Below are 16,470 nucleotides of genomic sequence, written 5' to 3' on the forward strand. Positions count from 1 at the left end.
AATACGCCAAATTGGTGATGTCGGAATCATCCAGCAAGGAGAGAAGCGAAGATGAACGAGACGCTGGCTGCGGCCATTTCCGAGGTCGAGACAGTGAAGGGCAGGGGTGACCTGCTGCTTGCTTACGATCTGGCTTGCGAACATCTGAAAACCTGGCCCGACTGCGAGCAGCTGAAGCACGCGGGACTGTTGGCCCTTGCCCGTGCGGGCGCCACCGCGCATGCCAGACGGCTGTTCGCCGATTGGAATCTCGGGGCCTCGTCCAATCCTCATATCCTGGCACTTGAGGCGCGCCTGGCAAAGGACTTTGCGCTGAAGATGCAAGGCGATGGGCGGCGTGCAGGCCTGCTGCAGGCGGCGTCCATCTATCAGCGAATCCATGAGCGCGCGCCGGATTCCTATCTGGCGATCAACATGGCCAGCCTGGCCTTCCTTGCCGGCGAGCATGCACAAGCAGCAAATCTGGCGCATAGCATCATCGCCGAATCCGGCGGCGCGGGGGCCGCCGACTACTGGGCTCTGGCAAGCCGCGCCGAGGCCAATCTGCTTCTCGGTAGGAAAGAGGAAGCCCGCGTCGCGCTTGTCGAGGCGATGCAGAGACCGTCGAATGCGGGCGATCGCTCCTCGACCCGCCGCCAGCTGAAACTAATCATGGCTCATGCCGGAGCCAGCGACAACGAGATTGCGGCATTTCTGACGCCACTCGAACCGCCTGTGACAGTGCATTTTCTGAGCAACGGTTTGCCTGGTACAGGATGGACCTTCAGCCAGCTCAGCGAAACGGAAATGTGCCGCCGGATTAGGCAAGCCGTAGCGGGCCTGCGGCCCGGCGCGGCCTTCGGATCGGTCGGGACGGCTGCCGAAATCGTGTTTGCCGAGGAAATCCTGTCGTTCGGGGCCCAGCTGGAGCTGGCGATTCCGATAAGGCAATCGCTGCTGAAAAAGGTCATCCAGGCTAATGCAGGCGATCCGTGGGCAACACGGTTCGAAGCTTGCTGCAGTAAAGCACACCGTGTCGTTCTGCCTTCGGACGATCCCGATGCCACCGATACCACCCAGGCGGACTATGCCGTGCGCTTCGGGATGGGATTGGCGCTCCTTCGGGCCCAGCACATCGACGGGGTGGCTGTGCAAGTAACCTTGGCTGACGCCGTGCGGGACCACTCATCGAGCCACGCTGCCGTCTGGACAAGCCGTGGTCGCGAGCGCATGAAGGTGCAGCTGGACGATCTCGTCAAGCCCCAGGAATCGGCGCCCACACTCGATGAGCGGCTGACGCACGCGCTGATTTTCGGTGACGTGCTTGGATTTTCATCACTGGAGGAGCGGCTACTGCCGGTCTTCTGGGACAAGGTCATGCGCGTGATAGGCGACGTGGCTGACGAACACCGAAACAATGTGGAGTTGCGAAACACATGGGGTGATGCGGTACACATGGTGCTGACCGATGTACGCACCGCCGCCCGAATTAGCCTGGCGGTGCAGGAGCGGCTGACGGCCGTCGATGGCAGGTTGTTCGAGCGCGAAACGCCCCCCTCCATGCGCATCGGTGCCCACTACGGTCCGGTCTTTGCCGGATGGGACCCGGTCCTACATCATAGCACTTTCTATGGCCGGGCGCTGAGCAAGGCAGCGCGCATCGAACCGATCGCTCCGCCGGGCCGCGTCTATGTCACAGAAGCCTTCGCGGCGATTCTGCTTCTGGAAACAGGACAGGAATTCACATGCACCTATGTCGGCGTTGTCCCGCTGGCGAAGGACTTCGGTTTTTTCCGGATGTACGACCTTGTGGGGTCGTGATCTACGATGACGCTGCGTTTGCGGCGAAGGCTTTCAGGATTGCTTTGACGTCGAAAGGCGAGAGCCCGGAATGCGCGCCCAGCAGCAGCGCAATCAGACCCGCGATAATAGGCGTCGCGAAGCTGGTGCCGCTCTGGGTCGCATAGCCACCGCCAGCGACCGCCACGGGCACATCGACTCCATGGCCCATAAACTCGATGATGTCGCGCCTGAATCGCCAAATGTCCTCGCGTCCGCGGCCTGCGTTGCCCACGCCGATGCATGCGACGATCGAAGCCGGATAGCCTTCATCCTCGAGCGGCCGGTTGCGGGTGGCCGCGACGATGATCTTTCCGCGGCGATAAGCCTTTTCGGTCAATGGGATCAAGCGCGGCAGATAGGACTCGCCGACTGCAACGCTCATATTCATTATCTGTGCGTCGGTTGAGTTGGCGAAGTCGATACCACCGAGAAAGGCGTCGGGCGAGCCGGGTTTGTTTCCACCAAGAACACGCACATCTATCAGCGTGGCGTTGGGGGCGATGCGGGCAATGATGCTGGCGACGGCTGTGCCGTGACCATATGTGTCGTTGTTGGCTGTGGGATCTGACGGCGTGATCGCGACGGAGCCTTTCTCGTCGGCGCTGCAGATAACCGCGCTCTCGACGCGGTTCCTGAGATCGGTATGCGAAGCGTCTATGCCGCTATCGAGGACCGCGACCCTAACGGGTTGCAGCGCTCCGGCAGCAAGCGACGAGATCGGAACCCGCAGCGCGCGAGCAATGACCGCGTCGAGTTCAGTCATCGGTTCGTGCGCGCAAGGACATGGCCTCAATGGCCTTGAGCACGCGCGCAACTTCCCGCACGACCGTTCGGTCCCGCTGCAGCAGCCGGGCAACACGCTGCAGGATTTCTTGCTCGAGCGGCTCGCCGGCGAACGAGGCAGGCTGCACATCGTCCATCGCGCTGCCATGCGACAGGGATCGCAGCACCAGCGACTGGTTGAGCATGAGAGCAGCGATGGTGGCCAGACACGCGTAGAGCTCCGCGTCATCCATGGTAAATCGCTTGCCGTCCTTGTTGGAAATGGCCGTGATGACGCCGATCAGCCGCTCTCCGATCATCATTGGTGCTGCGATCACTGCCTTTACCCCATCGAGCGCCTGGGTATGGTCGGGATCCTTGAAGCGCGGCGCGCCGAGCTGGACCTCGCCGGTTTCTGCCGCCAGACCCATCAAGCTCTCGCCGATGGGTACGCGCCGGCCGATCAACGCCGCCTCGGATTCGGCATTTCCGTAGGTCATCACAAAGGTCAGGTCGTTGCGCTCAGGATCGAACACGAGCAACGAGCCTTCATCAGCGCCCACAGCCCTGACGCCAGTCTCCACCGTCAGGCGCAACACCTGGTCTTCGCTCGTCCGGGGCTGGATGCCCAGATAACGCCGGACGAGGTCAGCCTGAAATTGAGAGCTATCTACCATTCTTGCCTCCCTGCTGGGCGTACTCGGCCGGTCCCCCACCGGCGCGAGGTGTCTTCCTGTCTTCTCGGGGTGGTTGCTGCCCTGGTGTCGGCGGCTGTATGTCAGCAAAGGCAGGACGCACCGGCACCGATCCTTGAACCTCGAAGTCCGTGGCATTGCCATAGGTGCGCCGCGCCTCCCAAAGCGACTTAAACAACGACGGCCGCTGCAGCAACCCGTCGGGAGTGCCAACGTCGGTGAACTTGCCGCCCTCAATACAACAGACTTCATCGGCCACAGCTTTGATCAGATCCATATCATGGTCGATAATGAGGATGGTGCGGCCTGGCCGGCTGCGGAATTCGGCAAGGATCCTGGTGACGCTCATCGCGTCGATGCCTGTCGAGGGCTCATCGAGGAGAAGTATCTGGGCGTCCGACAAAAGCGTACGGGCGATAGCGAGCCGCCGGCGCTCGCCCCCGGCAAGTCCTGCCTTCCCGGCTTGGCGCGGCACCGGCGTTCCGAGAGGGTCGTCGGGCGAAATCGTAACGAGCGCATTCCAGACATCCGCAGCACGGCACGCCGCCTCCATTTGCGCATCGTTTGCATCTGCCGCTCCGAGGCGGAGGTTCTCACGGACGTTCGCCTCGATGAACAGCGGAAATTGCGAGACCGTCGCGCTGATCCTCCGCAACGCCTCGAGCTTGATCTCCCGAACATCCGTCCCGCCGATTGTGACGCTCCCGCCAGTAGGATCGAATAGCCGCACGATCAGCCGCATGATCGTGGTCTTGCCCGAGCCGGAGCGTCCGACGAGAGCGGTCACTTTGCCGGGCACGAAGGTTTTGCGAAGGTCGTCGAGTATGGTGCGGTCGGATCCGTCCGGCCTGAACGACAGCCGATCGAGTGTGACCTCGAACGACCCGAGTTCGGAGGCGGTCTTTACGCCGAGGTCGGGGACGTCGGCCGGCTCGTCGAGCACTTGTCCGACGCGCTCTATGTTCGGCCAGGCTGTGTTCAGGCCAGCATAGAAACTCACCAGGGCCTGGATAGGCTCGACAACACGCGGCACGAACAGGTAGATGCCGACAACAGCCTGCACCGCGTCGCCGCCGACGACGAAGACGGCCCAGAGGATGAGGCCAATCTGCAGCACTGTCGGTACTGCAGCTTGAAACTGGCTCGAGAGTTCGTTCTGAACCTGCGCTTGGACCTGGGCCTGTCCAAGGGCTTTGAGCCGTGCTGCGAAAGCAGCGGAACGTTGATTTCCGGCGTTCATCAACTGCACCTCCTGAGGCGCAGTGAGCGAGTCGATCAACGCATTGCCCAAAGCGCCCTGCCGGTCGCGGACACTGCTGTAGGCGAGGCGAAGCCTGCTCGAAAGCCAGACGCCGCCGGCCGGTAAGACCAGAAGCAGGACCGCGAGCAGCGCGTAGATGACGTCCGGCGAGCCGAGATCGGAGATATTGTAGAACAGAAACGTGATCGCCGACAGCAGCGAAACGCCGCGTGTGAACGGAAACGCCAAGACGTCGCGCAGCACACCCTGTGCGCCTGCCGCGTATTGCATGACGACCGCTGTATTCTCGCCCACGTCGTGGTTGCCGTGATAGCTATATCCTAACTGGAGCAATTTGTCGTGCAGCTTCAGTTGCATGCGCTGCAGCATCATGGTGTTGAACCAAGCTGTGCCAACGCGGTTTGCGAAGCCTGTGACGATTAGCAGGATGGCTGTCGCGGCGAACAAGATCGCTGTCGACGCGGCATCGCGGGGTAAGATGAACCCGACAAAATCAAATGTTCCCACTGTTTCGGCGGAGCCGCTGCTCGCCTGACGGATAAAGTTGGCGATCAGCTGGGCGTTGTACAGTGTGAGAAGGGAGGTGAAGATCGACAAAGCCGTGATGAGAACGAACGCACCTCCGATGCCTTTGATGGACAGCCGTGCCCACTTCAGCAAGCGCTGCAGCGAAAACGGTGCCTGGGCGGTCGCCATAACGTTCATAACCGACACCCAACCTCCCGCCCGGTTCGCAAGAAACCCCAATCAACGCGCGTAGAACTCCACAAGGGCGGCGCTCGATCCCGACTTGTGCGCGCCTCAGTTGCAGCGCGCATTGTGGTGATGGCTATGCTGATATAACACGGAGCACATGGTGCGCAGCGCGCGGACTCGCGAGGCCCGGCCTTGTGCGTCCAGTGCATCAGTCCAGGGCTGCACAAATTGCCCGCACCGTCAATTGAGTTCGCTGCCGCCCAATCCGTCGAGGAGATCAAGACCTTCACTGAATTCGGCGTCCACCTGCGCAGGAGGTCATAGAGCACCGCAATCGAAACTTTGCGCAACGCGAAGCAGGCGCGCATGATATTCGGCCAACGCTTCGGTAGCATGGTGGCGAGACGATTGAGCAATGTCCCGGTCAATTCTAGGTCTGCCAAGGCTTATAGTATGGACGCGCGCCATGGTGCGATGTCGTGCATCGCCGCGTCGACATCGCGCAACGAGCCGGACCGCGCATCAGCGTCATGTCAGGGTGGGCATGCTTGTCTTTTATCCTGGGCCGGGCGCCCTGACGCTCGAAGACGTCCGGCTGGGTGGTCACGGCGAGTGAGCCGGATGGCGCCAGATTTGCTGGGTAAGCATCTCCGGCGCCTTCGGGATCACACTTCGCAGTATGCCCCGCAGTTCCAGCAATAGAACCCGACGTAAACGTGGGTGTCGCCGATGACGTAATTTATCGCCGAGCAATGCCAGCAAGAGGCATTGATCCCGATCGCGTGTTGTGCCTCTGCTCCGCCGGTCTGCCTGGGTTTTTGCCCCTTGACGGTCTTCTGCTTGTCGACCTTGGAATCGTCGCCCTTCTTGCCGACTTTTACTGTGATCTCAGCCATTTTCGTCCTCCCTTAAAAGGGCTCCCGCAAAGGAGACCGTTGCATTTCCCCATTATGATTTCAGGCAAACCAACTTGCGTCGCGAGCAAAAGTTGATTTACTCGGCATATTTCGATCCTTTCTCATCGAGATCGAAAAGGCAAGTCTTCTTGTGATGTTGACGCCTGTCCTAATCTGTGCAGCACCGTGCGTTGGAGGCGCCACCTATTGACGCCAACTTCTAATTCATTGATATGTGTGTATTCTTAATCAATTGGGCGGGGGCATGTCTGAAATGACGTTTCATCGCGGCAAGGAAACTACATCAACCAGTGAGATGATTTCTGCGCAGATCGAACTTCCGGGATGGCTTTTTGTGCTATCGTTAGCGGCATTGAACTTGGCTGCCGCGCCGCGGACCGCAGTGGCGGCGGAGCCCGTTCCCGGCATCGTTTTGCCGCAGTCGACGATCAAATCGCCAATCGCGCAGGTGCCGAACGCGAAAAACAATACGGGTACTCGTGTCATCGGCGGTACCGAAGCCAAGCCTGGAGCTTGGCCGTTCCAAGTGGCCTTGCTGGCAAGCGAGATGCTCGACAGCAGGGCGGCATCCCAACTCAACGCGCAATTCTGCGGCGGTACGCTGATCGCCGAACAATGGGTGCTGACGGCGGCACACTGCCTATTGAAGGATGATGTACCCGTCGCTCCCGGGGAGGTTACGATACTAGTCGGGGCCACAAAGCTCGTCGAGGGAACCCGGTATGCAGTCGCCGAGATCGTTCCAAACCCTGATTACAACGCCGTCAATATGAGAAACGACATCGGGTTGATCAAATTGGAAACGGAGGCCGAGGGTGCCAGGACCGCCAAGATCGGAAACCCGGCGGATTTCGCGCAGGCGACGGTGATTGGCTGGGGCCAGATGGAGAACGGCAGCTTCCCGGAAACGCTGATGGAGGCGACGATCGACGTTAAGCCGAATGCCACATGCAACGATGGTATCAAAGCGGTCCGGAAACAGGATGTCGGCAGGATCCTGATTAACTTTGCGGGCAACATGGGCTTTTCCGAAGCTGCGGTGGCACAGGCTTCCGAGGCAATCTACGCCGGCATGGCTGACCCGCTCGACGAGGGTATGGTTTGCGCGGGGAAGGCGGATGGCCAGCGCGACGCCTGTTATGGCGACAGCGGCGGGCCGCTTGTCGGGGGGACCGGAGAAGCCGTGACGCAAGTGGGCGTTGTCAGCTGGGGCGCCGGGCCCATGGACGCCGCTACTGCGTGCGGCCATAAAAACGTCTACGGCGTCTACACGAACGTGGCGAAATATTCGGAATGGATTTCAAGCACTATCGGTTCGCAGTAAGGCTCGGAGGCTGATTCAGAACTCTTCGTTGAACATTGCTTGGCCAAGCGTGGCTAACCTCGTTTCAATTGGAAGCTTGAGGCTTTATGTTGCAAACGACTCGGAGGCCGACGGTCGGCAAGCTGTAGGCGCCAGCGGCCGATCCCACATTACGTGGCGAGAGCGTCCGCGGCATCTCTCCGATAGCGCCCATGCGCAGCGATGAAACGCGAGTCGCGAACGATCCGCCCATAACAGTAGCAGGCTTCTGGCATTTTTTCTCATTAAGAGAGTCTTTGATTTCGCATTGATCGGTCGCAGCAGTGGCCCATTCCCACAAGCTGCCGGTCATGTCATGCAGGCCGGAGGCGTTGGCCGGCAAGGAGCCGGCCGGGCTCGGGCCAGAGCCGTCCAGGCCGTCGCCGCATCCCCAGCATACAACCCTGCTGACGAGGATCTCGCTGCCCTGAGTTGTCCGAGGGCCCTTCTCAGCAGCGCTCCACTCCGAACTGCTAGGCAGCCGATATTCGCCTGTGCAGCCTGTACTGCCTCGCTCCTTGTTGAGCCACTGAATGTATTCGGCCGCATCCTGCCACGTAATCCCGCCGACCGGCATATTGCCCCGGCGGCCGCTGGTGTCCTCAATATAACGACCGCACGCTGCTTCCCGATAACATGCATCCCATTGGGCATAGGTGAGTTCCGTCTTGGCGAATGCGACCCGCCTCCCCTTGACCGCTGGAATTTCAACCATGACCGGGCAGTCCGCACACTCGGCAAAAGTCCCCGGCAGTAGCTTCTCCAATTCTGCGTTGCGCCTGGCGGTGATCATCTCCTCCTCGCTGATGGTGATCGCCTGACCCGCCTCATGCGGTCCACGAGGCGAGAGAAAAACGTAGTCGCCAAGCAGCGCAAAATTGACAGTTTTGCCTTCTTCCTTCGGGACGACGGCAAACATTGTGTCATTCGGCACGCCGTTGCGGAGCGTCTTTTTCGCGACTTGTTCCTTGATGAAGACCGCCAGTTCAAACCCGAGGATTAGGCCATCCCCATCCCTGTCGGCTTCGCCATTCAAACCCGTGATGAAAGCCTCGGAGAAAGGATTGTTTATATCTGGCACCGTCTGCTCGTCGCTGCCCGCGGTCAGGATCAACCGGGCGTCGTGGGCAAGCAGTTCCGATACCCACGACCGGCCTTCATCCGTCAACGCCTGTACCGGCTTCTTCTTGACGATCTCTGACGCTGTGTCACCTCGCGTGATCAGCGGGATCATGGCGCCAGAAAAGCAAGCGTTGAAGAAAAGATAAACATGTTTGGAGGCGACCTCGCGCAATGCGGCGCTCAGGTCGTTGACTGAATAGGCGGTGTCTGCGATGTCACGCGGTAGCGGCTTCGTATCGCTCGCCATCAGGTAGCCATAACCCTTCGGGTCGTCCTTGCCGGCCGCAAAGCCGTGCGTGGCGATATATATCACAAGTCGGTTCTCGGGCGACCGACCATAGGTGCGGATAAATTCAACCACCTGCCGTCGCAGTTCCTCGTGCGTCATGCGGCCGCTCTGGGGTTGCGGGGGCACGAAGAAACCGTGCATTTGCAATGTCGCGGCGACCTGGCGGACCTCGCTTTCCACGCCCGGAAGCTGCCTCATATTGTCGAAATGTGAGATGCCGATGACCAACGCAAAGCTGCGAGTCGGACCAAGTTGCCTCTCGATCGCCGCGGCAATCTTTTCCTGCTCGGCCGTCTTGGCAAGCGCCAGCGCACTCGGGCGGGCGGGCTGGAGCAACATAGCCGACGCGAGCACGAGCATGGACAACTTAAGCCAAAGGCTCTTCATGTTCTCCTCCTATTCTTCAATGGGCGCTTCCGACACCAAGGCGCTGGCATAGTCCGCCGCGGACCCATCCACGATGTGGGTGATACGGTAGGCCTGCGATAGGAGCTTCCCTATCCGCACCGCTTGCGTCTCATCCCGCAGCGCCAGCATACGCCGCGCCCGCGCATCGACAACGAGGTGCAGTTCGACTCCCGCAGCACGGCATTGCTCGGCTGCGTTCAGCATCTCTGGTCCCGGTAGCGGGCAAACCGCGACCGAGAATTCGAGACTGGCCGACCCTGCGGCATCTTTTGCCACGCTATGGGTCGAGCAGCGATCGCTCAACTCGGCAAGCGTTATTATCCGTTCACGTTGAACGCCCTGTTCGGCCAGATGCAACAGCGCGGGGATTTGGCGAATTTGATCTCGATCCTTCTCCCGGGCGCTTTCGTCGAGATCGCAATAGGGCTTCATGTCGGGGTGTAGGCCCTTCTCGTCGTCCCGAACGGGACCGTAACGTATCCCGTCGACATTCTTGGCCGCTATCCAACGCGCATGCTCGATCGCCGCCAATTTCTCAACGGCGGCGGCAGGAAGCTCGATGGGGATGTTGGTACGTGGTACGCTAGCCCGGTAGCCAATGCGCACCAGCTTGTAATCCATATGGTCTGCGGCGTTGCGATTGTCTTCCTGCATCGATTCAGGGATAAGATGCCATCGGCGTTCGCCCGTAAGCATGCCGAAGTCCGCGCCTTTCAAACTCTTTTGCTTGTCGTAGTAGGCGTCGTGGTTGATACGAGCGCGGCGGTCGGCGGTGACGACGCCGTTTACTGCCTCTTTGAGATCGGGAGCATCCGCGCCGCGCAGCATCCCCGAACCGCCGATTCTCTCGACCGCCTGGCCGTAAACGACGATAGGCGGCACGGGCACTCGAAGCTCCAGAAGGACGCGCTCCCACCGGCGCGCTAACGCCATAGCCTCTTCTGGCGTTTGTCCGCCGCAATGAATAGCCGCCGGGGACACGGCGGCACCCGCTATCGCTGCCATTTCGCGCTCCACAGCGCGTATATCGTCGACGTCTACGGTGGCCGACACCACGGAGGCGGCCGAATCGGCTGCCTTGATCCTGTCCATAGCGCCGGCGGAGAAGCCGTGCCCTCCTACTGTCAGGATCGATATGCGCGGCAACGCCTCCTCGAGACGATATGCCTGGCGGGCGATGCGGAAAGCGATCTGCTGCACAAGTGGCCCGGATCCGCAGACGACGGCGTGGTAACCGGCTGATCCATGAACGACAAACCGGCCGGGCATCGCCTGCTGCAGGCCGCGCCTGACCTGCATCAGAGACAGCGAGAGAATCGAAATATCGACGCCGAGTTCTTCGGCCAATTCGCGCAGCGGCTGTCCTCTCAGCGATCTCACCAGGGGTTGTTCGATCCGGATCAAAAGGCGCGCCGCCGGAAATCTCGGCTTGTGGCTGTCGAGAATGTTGTCAGCGACCGCAATGTTGTCGAGATCGCTGTCGGAAACCGCGGCAATCAGGCGCGAGCGGGCTGCGCCGATCGTCTCAAGCAGACAGGCAAGGCGCGGCCGGTGTCCCAGCGCCAGCGTCTCGGTGAGCGGAAAGGCATTCTCGAGTTGACGCTTGTCAAGCCGCCCGGGGGCCAAAAAAGCGATGACCCCTTTTTTGCGTTCGCTTCTGGCGAAGGCGTCCAGATCCCCAATCTTGCCGATAAGAACGGCATGCCCGCCCCAGCGTCGAAAGCGCCACCTGCGCGCCCATCTGCCAGCTGTCTCCCAGAGAGCTGCCAGGGCGAGCACCGTGAGGGCGACCGGCATGGCCAATCTCGCCGTCGAAAGCATTTCGATCCCCAGCCGGTCGTCCAGGAAACAGCCCTGCCGCTGGTCATCGAAGACTAGCTGCAGCGAAGTCGACCAGCGGCTCAGCCATGTCCACAACTCGTCGCCCGGCAACGGCTTGGGCGAACACAGGCTCTGGCCCGCCAGTCCGACAAGCAGGCCGGCGCCGATAACCGCAATGGCGGTACCGAGATAGAGGAGATGCCGACATGTCGGAAACATATCAGATACGCTCCTCTTGCCCGCCATGCGACACAACAGGTGTCATTCGCGTACAGGTCGACAGACGTGATGGGCCGGCGATCGTGATCAACGTCGCAAGGCGTTCCGCGCGGCGGCCACATCCACCGCGATTAGTGTCGTTGCAGAAAGCCTGAAGCATCAAAGAAAACCAAGCCCGACGATCAATCTTGTCGCCAAAAGCGGCGAAACTCAGCCCGCTTGCGCGAGGCGCCCTCATATCCGCACTGAATCCTAGTCAGGGCTGCCCGAGTGATTGTCCTGCTTGCGAGCCTTCCAGTTTGGCAATCTTTTCGAGGGTTGCTGCCAAATTTTTCTGCCTCTCCAGATTGTCCGAGTCCTTGCTCAACAGCCATTCACGGATTTCGAGTTCTTTCTTGTACTGGCCCAACGCGCCGGCAACGTCCGCCGATTTTTCGAAGGCCTTGCCCAATCTGGAATAAGCGGGCGCGAGCCTTAGCCGCCAAATGACATTCGTCGGATCCTTTTCGGCCAGGGCTGAAAAGATGGCGATCGTCTCCGAATAATCTGCAACGGCTTTTTTGAAGTCGCCGGATTCCCATCGCTCCAGCAAAAGATCCGCCCTGCCTCGATGTGCGCTTGCGAGATTGGACAGAACCACATCGTTTGTCAGCGCTTGTGCGCGCAAGCCTTCATATATCGAAAGCGCTGTGACGTAGTTCGCCAGCGCGCCATCAAGATCCTGCGGGGTCTGCCATTGAAGGGTGTTTGCGATTTTGACCATCGTAGCGGCAACATAGGATTGCAGCGTTATGTTCGATACGTTTGCTTCAGCTGCTTTCTTCGCGATCTCGAGCGCCGCCCCGAATTGCGCCAAGGAGCCCGGATAGTCCTTCTGGATCTGCATTGCCTCGCCGAGTTTATTATGGATGAAGGCGAGGTCGAACACGCGATCCGCCCTCTCGGGCTCAGCGGCATACAGAACCTCTGCAATCGTCAGTGCCGCCGAATATTGTTCGACCGCGACTTTCATTTCATTCGGCGACGGGAGCGTTCGAAGCGAAAGGGTCGCATCCCCTATGCGAAAAGAGCTGGAATAATCGAGCCGCAACCAATCCATATTCTTCGGGTCTATTGCCGTGAGTTTCTGCGCCAGTTCCTTGGCTTTCAGCACCCTCTCGAGCGCCTCGGCGGTCTCGCCATAGATTTTCAAGGCATCGGAAAGCGAAAGCAGGACGTTTGCCTTGAGCGCCATTATAACGGGCACCATGTCAGGAAAGCGTCCAAGCGCTTCATCGATTGAGGCCAGACGTTCTTGCGCTGCAGCTACCGTGATCGTCCCCTGCCGCTGCCGTTCCAGCACCGAATCGATGTTGTCCCTGAGCGTATTTGACATGAATTCAAAGGTCTCTACTTCGTGTGCAATTTGATTTCGGCGGTAAATTAAACCGCCGCTTATCACCGCAAGGATCAGCAAAGCACCCATGACGCCCGCAGCGATCCGCGTTCTGCTGGCCATGCGCTGCGTTTGAATCTCAGCGAGCCGCTGCTGGTGCTGCTTGTCGAGCGCATCCCTGCTGTCGTGCAGCATCCGCTCGACGCGCGCGTGGCCGCCGCCATACCGCGAAGCCCAGGCTTCGGTACGCGGTCGTTCGTTCCACCATGTCCAATATCGCGTAACCTGATCCAGCGGCAGGAGCGGGGTTTCGGTGTCGTCACCGCTGGCGATCGCGCGGAGCGCCTGATATCTCTGTCCGTCCCGGTATTCGTCCCTCAGCCAGCCAATCCGCCGGTCGTCGGTTCGCTCGCCAGTGGCTCCCGGTTCCCCGCTGACGCGCTCCCAGTGCCGAAGCAGGGCTTCGTGCCCGACATCGATGCGTGTCCTGGGGTCCAGTGTTGGGGTCGCCGCCGGCGAGGGTGTGAGGAAGGAGCAGTCGTCCGCCCGAAACCGATCGACTATCGTGCGCAGCCCATCCTCATTGATAGCGGTTTCGGCCCCCAGCTGCTGCAGTGAAAGGACACGGCGCGTCGCCCTGCCATCCCGGTCGATGTCGGAAAGGGCGCGAAACACGCGCGCGACCAGAGGTTCAAGGCTGTTCAGATCCGTCGCCAGTATCTCTTCCGCGTGCTGGGACAGAGCCCCGGCCATCAGGCCGATTTCGTCATATTCCCTGCGCGAGATATGACGGGTGGTCTGTCGTGTATCGCCCGCGGCCGCCGTCGCCGTCTCTGTCGGGCGGGCACGCTCCCACAGCCGCAGCAGACAGTGCTGCAGAACCGGCAACTGGTCCTGCTCGACGCCGCTATCGTTCAGCAGCTGCTCCACCAGCGACGAGTCGATGGTCGCTTCAGCCAAGGCGATCGGTCCCTTTATTACCTCTTCCCGCTGGTCGCGAGTCAGTGAGGGAACCAGGAACTGCGTGGCGCTAACGGCCTCCGGCAAACCCTGGAAGCGCGCACAGTCGCCGATGAAATCCGACCGCATGGTCAGCAGCACGCGAACCAGCGCCACCGGGCTGCGGCTGGCCTCCAGCAACAACTGGACGAATTGCGCCGCTTCGTCGCGCAGGCGCGCTTCCTCCCTTGGCGCGATGCCAGCCATGGATGCCGAACTGGCAAAACGGAACAGTTCCTCGAACTGGTCGATTACCAGAACGACGATCTTCTTGTCGACTCCGTCCATCTCGCCGATCGCCTTGGCGATCCCGTGGCTAGAGCCGCGTAGATGATGCGATATGCGCTCGGCGCGCATTGCATTTATGATCGGATCGTCGGTTGCCGACAGGTCGTCGCCCAGGTGTTTGAGAGTCTGTATAAGGGATTCCAGCGGAAGATCGCCCGGCCGCATCTCGATCCACAGCCATTGCCGCCCGCCGCCTTCGCGATTCTCCTCGTCGAGCAGAGGGAGTAGGCCGGCACGTACAAGCGATGATTTTCCGCTTCCGGAATTGCCAATAACCGCGACGAAGCGGCTCAGGTCCAGCAGTCGATAGAGCGCAAAGAATTGGGCGCTTCGGCCGAAGAAAAACTTCTGGTCGAGCGGCCCGAATGGCCGCAGACCCGGAAATGGCCGTGCTTTGGAAAGCGTAGATACGCCCAACGCGGTCATCGCCGCTATTTAAGCGAGGAGGGGAGCGAGGTCATCCGGCCCAGGCGGATTTGGAAGCGCCGTCAGATCGATCGCCACGTCTATTTCGTCCTTGGAATAGAACTGGACGCCCATCTTCTTTGGCATGCCGGGGGGGGGACCGGCGACCAGGCCGCGACGCGTAAAGCGCTTCGTGCGCCCCAACGTTTTCCAGTCGACGAGTTCATTTGAGCTCACCTTCGCCCACACGTCCGGAGCGGACGCCCAACAGACGACGACCGCATCACATTCGCGCAAGTTCTGCTTGTGCAGCCGGACGCGCTCGGCATCTGTGCCTTCGACAGCCGGAAACCGGGGCGTAATGTCACGCGCCCTTAGGGCCATGCCGATTTCGTAGGCATATCCGATGTCCTCGGGACGGTGATAGACGTACATCCGCGCATTGGCAGGCGTTTCATCGAAGGTCTGCTGGGGAACCACTGCGCGGGAGAGCCTCTGGGCAACAAGTTCCACGAATTTGCTCAGGGTGTCGCCCTCGACGGCATCCGTGTCCATATAGCTGCCAAACCTGGATAATACCTCCAGCGGATCACGAAGTCCTTGTTCGGACCCTGCTGCATTCAAATCCAGTATCTTGGGAGCCCAGATGATGCGCTTTAGCTTGCGCGCGTCTTCCTCGTTCGCGGCTTTTTGAGCGGCCCGTGAAAGTTGGAGTTTTACGATCGGTTCTGCGTCATCGGGCGCAAATCCGGGCTTTTCACCCAGAAGGTGGATCGAGAAATCCGCCGTGGACAACGCATCGTCGACGAATTTCACCGCCGTCGAGTCAACCGGAATGTCCTTGGCCGGATCTGGAACGATCGTGTAGCCGGAATTCGTGAGTTCGACCACCATGCGGTCGTAAGCGCTCCGCGTGTCGCTCGCAGGTTTGGCCAAATACACCGCCCTGTCGCTGGTCGGGCGCGGCTTGAGCGAGATGGCCTCCGGTGGTGGAGTCATCTCATGCGAGGCGTATCTCACGGCCCGGCGCCTCAGCACTTTGGCAAGCTCATCCAGACGTTCGTAGTACTGGTTGTCACGGGAGACCCCATGAACAAAGAATTCCCGTTCCAGATCCACCTCGTCGGGGTCGTCGAGAGCATAGAACTGTATTCCGCTCTGGCCCTGTAACAGCGATGGCCGGCGATCATTTGCGACGTGGCGCTTGCCGACCACAATGATCCGCTCGCGAATGCCGGATTCGTCGGACCGCCAGCGGTCAGTGAAGATTTTTAGTTCTTGCTTGCAATAGTCGCTCGACATCCAGTTGGGCGACAGGACCGCCAGCATCAACGCCGATGCCTCGATTGCCTCGGCTATCTTTTTGTCGAACTGATCCGCCTGATCGACCTGACGGACGTCACGCCAAAGCTTTGGTTTGGGGTCGCCATAATCCCTGAACCTATAATGCAATTGATCGTAGAGGGCGGTGATGAAACCCTTCTTCGCCGGCTCATCGGGCGGCGACACATCGTCATTGCGCGCATAAGAGACAAAAATCTGAACTGGACTATCCGAAACCATCCGCCCGTTCCCCAACCCTTGGTCGTGCTGGCTAGTACATGAACTTACGCTTTGTGCTTTCGCATCGCAAGTAGATGCGGAAACCGGAGGTAAATAGGGCAGGTTTAATGGAGAAGCATGAAAGGCGTCTATGCCTGAAACTGTGGGATACCAAGAGGAATAAGCTCTCGGCATGTTTTCTGGACGGCGGGAAGTCGTTGAAGAAATTCTTTTGCAAAAACCGATACTAAATGGCTGGACGGTACGGCTGTTACGATCCAAGATTCATCGGTACGGACAGCTCTGAGGGTCTGAACCTCACCCGACATTCAGATTCACGGTGCGACGTTCAACTCACTCGACAAGGCTCTGCTTGAGGAGACAATCCTTCATGAGGGGGCTGCCATGCCTTGGGCTTGGAGCCACGAAGCCGTTTCCGAATATCACCTCGCCAAAATTGAACGACAGGCGTGGCTTCTGACGGTAGAACTCCGCGACGCGCAGTTGT

General features: G+C 60.0%; 10 protein-coding genes. 2 read left to right on the top strand and 8 right to left on the bottom strand.

Going from position 1 to position 16,470, the window contains the following annotated elements; all coding sequences use genetic code 11:
• Nucleotides 1-51 precede the first annotated feature (51 nt).
• Nucleotides 52-1,800, top strand: coding sequence for a tetratricopeptide repeat-containing protein (locus NKI70_RS32100; protein ID WP_352694029.1), 1,749 nt, complete (start codon nucleotides 52-54; stop codon nucleotides 1,798-1,800).
• A 1-nt stretch (nucleotide 1,801) separates the two neighbouring features.
• Here NKI70_RS32100 and NKI70_RS32105 read toward each other — a convergent pair whose 3' ends face one another.
• The 4 genes from NKI70_RS32105 to NKI70_RS32120 all read right to left on the bottom strand — a co-directional run bounded on the left by NKI70_RS32105 (nucleotide 1,802) and on the right by NKI70_RS32120 (nucleotide 6,131).
• Nucleotides 1,802-2,584, bottom strand: a complete 783-nt coding sequence (locus tag NKI70_RS32105) for a S8 family serine peptidase (protein WP_352694027.1) — start codon at nucleotides 2,582-2,584, stop codon at nucleotides 1,802-1,804.
• Nucleotides 2,577-3,260: a GAF domain-containing protein gene (locus NKI70_RS32110; RefSeq protein ID WP_352694025.1), complete on the bottom strand. Its 684-nt coding sequence runs from the start codon at nucleotides 3,258-3,260 to the stop codon at nucleotides 2,577-2,579. The genes NKI70_RS32105 and NKI70_RS32110 overlap by 8 nt, the downstream gene beginning before the upstream one ends.
• Nucleotides 3,250-5,244 carry an ABC transporter ATP-binding protein gene (locus tag NKI70_RS32115; RefSeq protein WP_352726146.1) on the bottom strand — a complete coding sequence of 665 codons (1,995 nt, stop codon included), beginning with the start codon at nucleotides 5,242-5,244 and terminating at the stop codon, nucleotides 3,250-3,252. Before NKI70_RS32115 ends, NKI70_RS32110 begins: the two co-directional genes overlap by 11 nt.
• A 656-nt stretch (nucleotides 5,245-5,900) precedes the next feature.
• Nucleotides 5,901-6,131, bottom strand: a complete 231-nt coding sequence (locus tag NKI70_RS32120; RefSeq protein WP_352694022.1) for a hypothetical protein — start codon at nucleotides 6,129-6,131, stop codon at nucleotides 5,901-5,903.
• A 265-nt stretch (nucleotides 6,132-6,396) separates the two neighbouring features.
• Here NKI70_RS32120 and NKI70_RS32125 point away from each other — a divergent pair, with 265 nt between their 5' ends.
• Nucleotides 6,397-7,476 (top strand): S1 family peptidase, encoded by a 1,080-nt coding sequence (locus NKI70_RS32125; RefSeq protein ID WP_352726148.1) that lies wholly within the window; start codon nucleotides 6,397-6,399, stop codon nucleotides 7,474-7,476.
• A 64-nt stretch (nucleotides 7,477-7,540) separates the two neighbouring features.
• Here NKI70_RS32125 and NKI70_RS32130 read toward each other — a convergent pair whose 3' ends face one another.
• From NKI70_RS32130 to NKI70_RS32145, 4 genes are all read right to left on the bottom strand, one after another.
• Nucleotides 7,541-9,292, bottom strand: a complete 1,752-nt coding sequence (locus NKI70_RS32130) for an SUMF1/EgtB/PvdO family nonheme iron enzyme (protein ID WP_352726150.1) — start codon at nucleotides 9,290-9,292, stop codon at nucleotides 7,541-7,543.
• A 9-nt stretch (nucleotides 9,293-9,301) separates the two neighbouring features.
• On the bottom strand, nucleotides 9,302-11,380 hold the full coding sequence (locus NKI70_RS32135) for a RyR domain-containing protein (RefSeq protein ID WP_352694016.1): 2,079 nt from the start codon (nucleotides 11,378-11,380) through the stop codon (nucleotides 9,302-9,304).
• Nucleotides 11,381-11,609: 229 nt separating this feature from the next.
• Nucleotides 11,610-14,441: an ATP-binding protein gene (locus NKI70_RS32140; RefSeq protein WP_352694014.1), complete on the bottom strand. Its 2,832-nt coding sequence runs from the start codon at nucleotides 14,439-14,441 to the stop codon at nucleotides 11,610-11,612.
• Nucleotides 14,442-14,450: 9 nt separating this feature from the next.
• Complete coding sequence (locus NKI70_RS32145) at nucleotides 14,451-15,983, bottom strand: toll/interleukin-1 receptor domain-containing protein (protein WP_352694012.1); 1,533 nt, start codon at nucleotides 15,981-15,983, stop codon at nucleotides 14,451-14,453.
• Between the last annotated feature and the right edge of the window lie 487 nt (nucleotides 15,984-16,470).

The organism is Mesorhizobium sp. M0500, from assembly GCF_040321165.1.
In the GTDB taxonomy this organism is placed as follows: domain Bacteria; phylum Pseudomonadota; class Alphaproteobacteria; order Rhizobiales; family Rhizobiaceae; genus Mesorhizobium.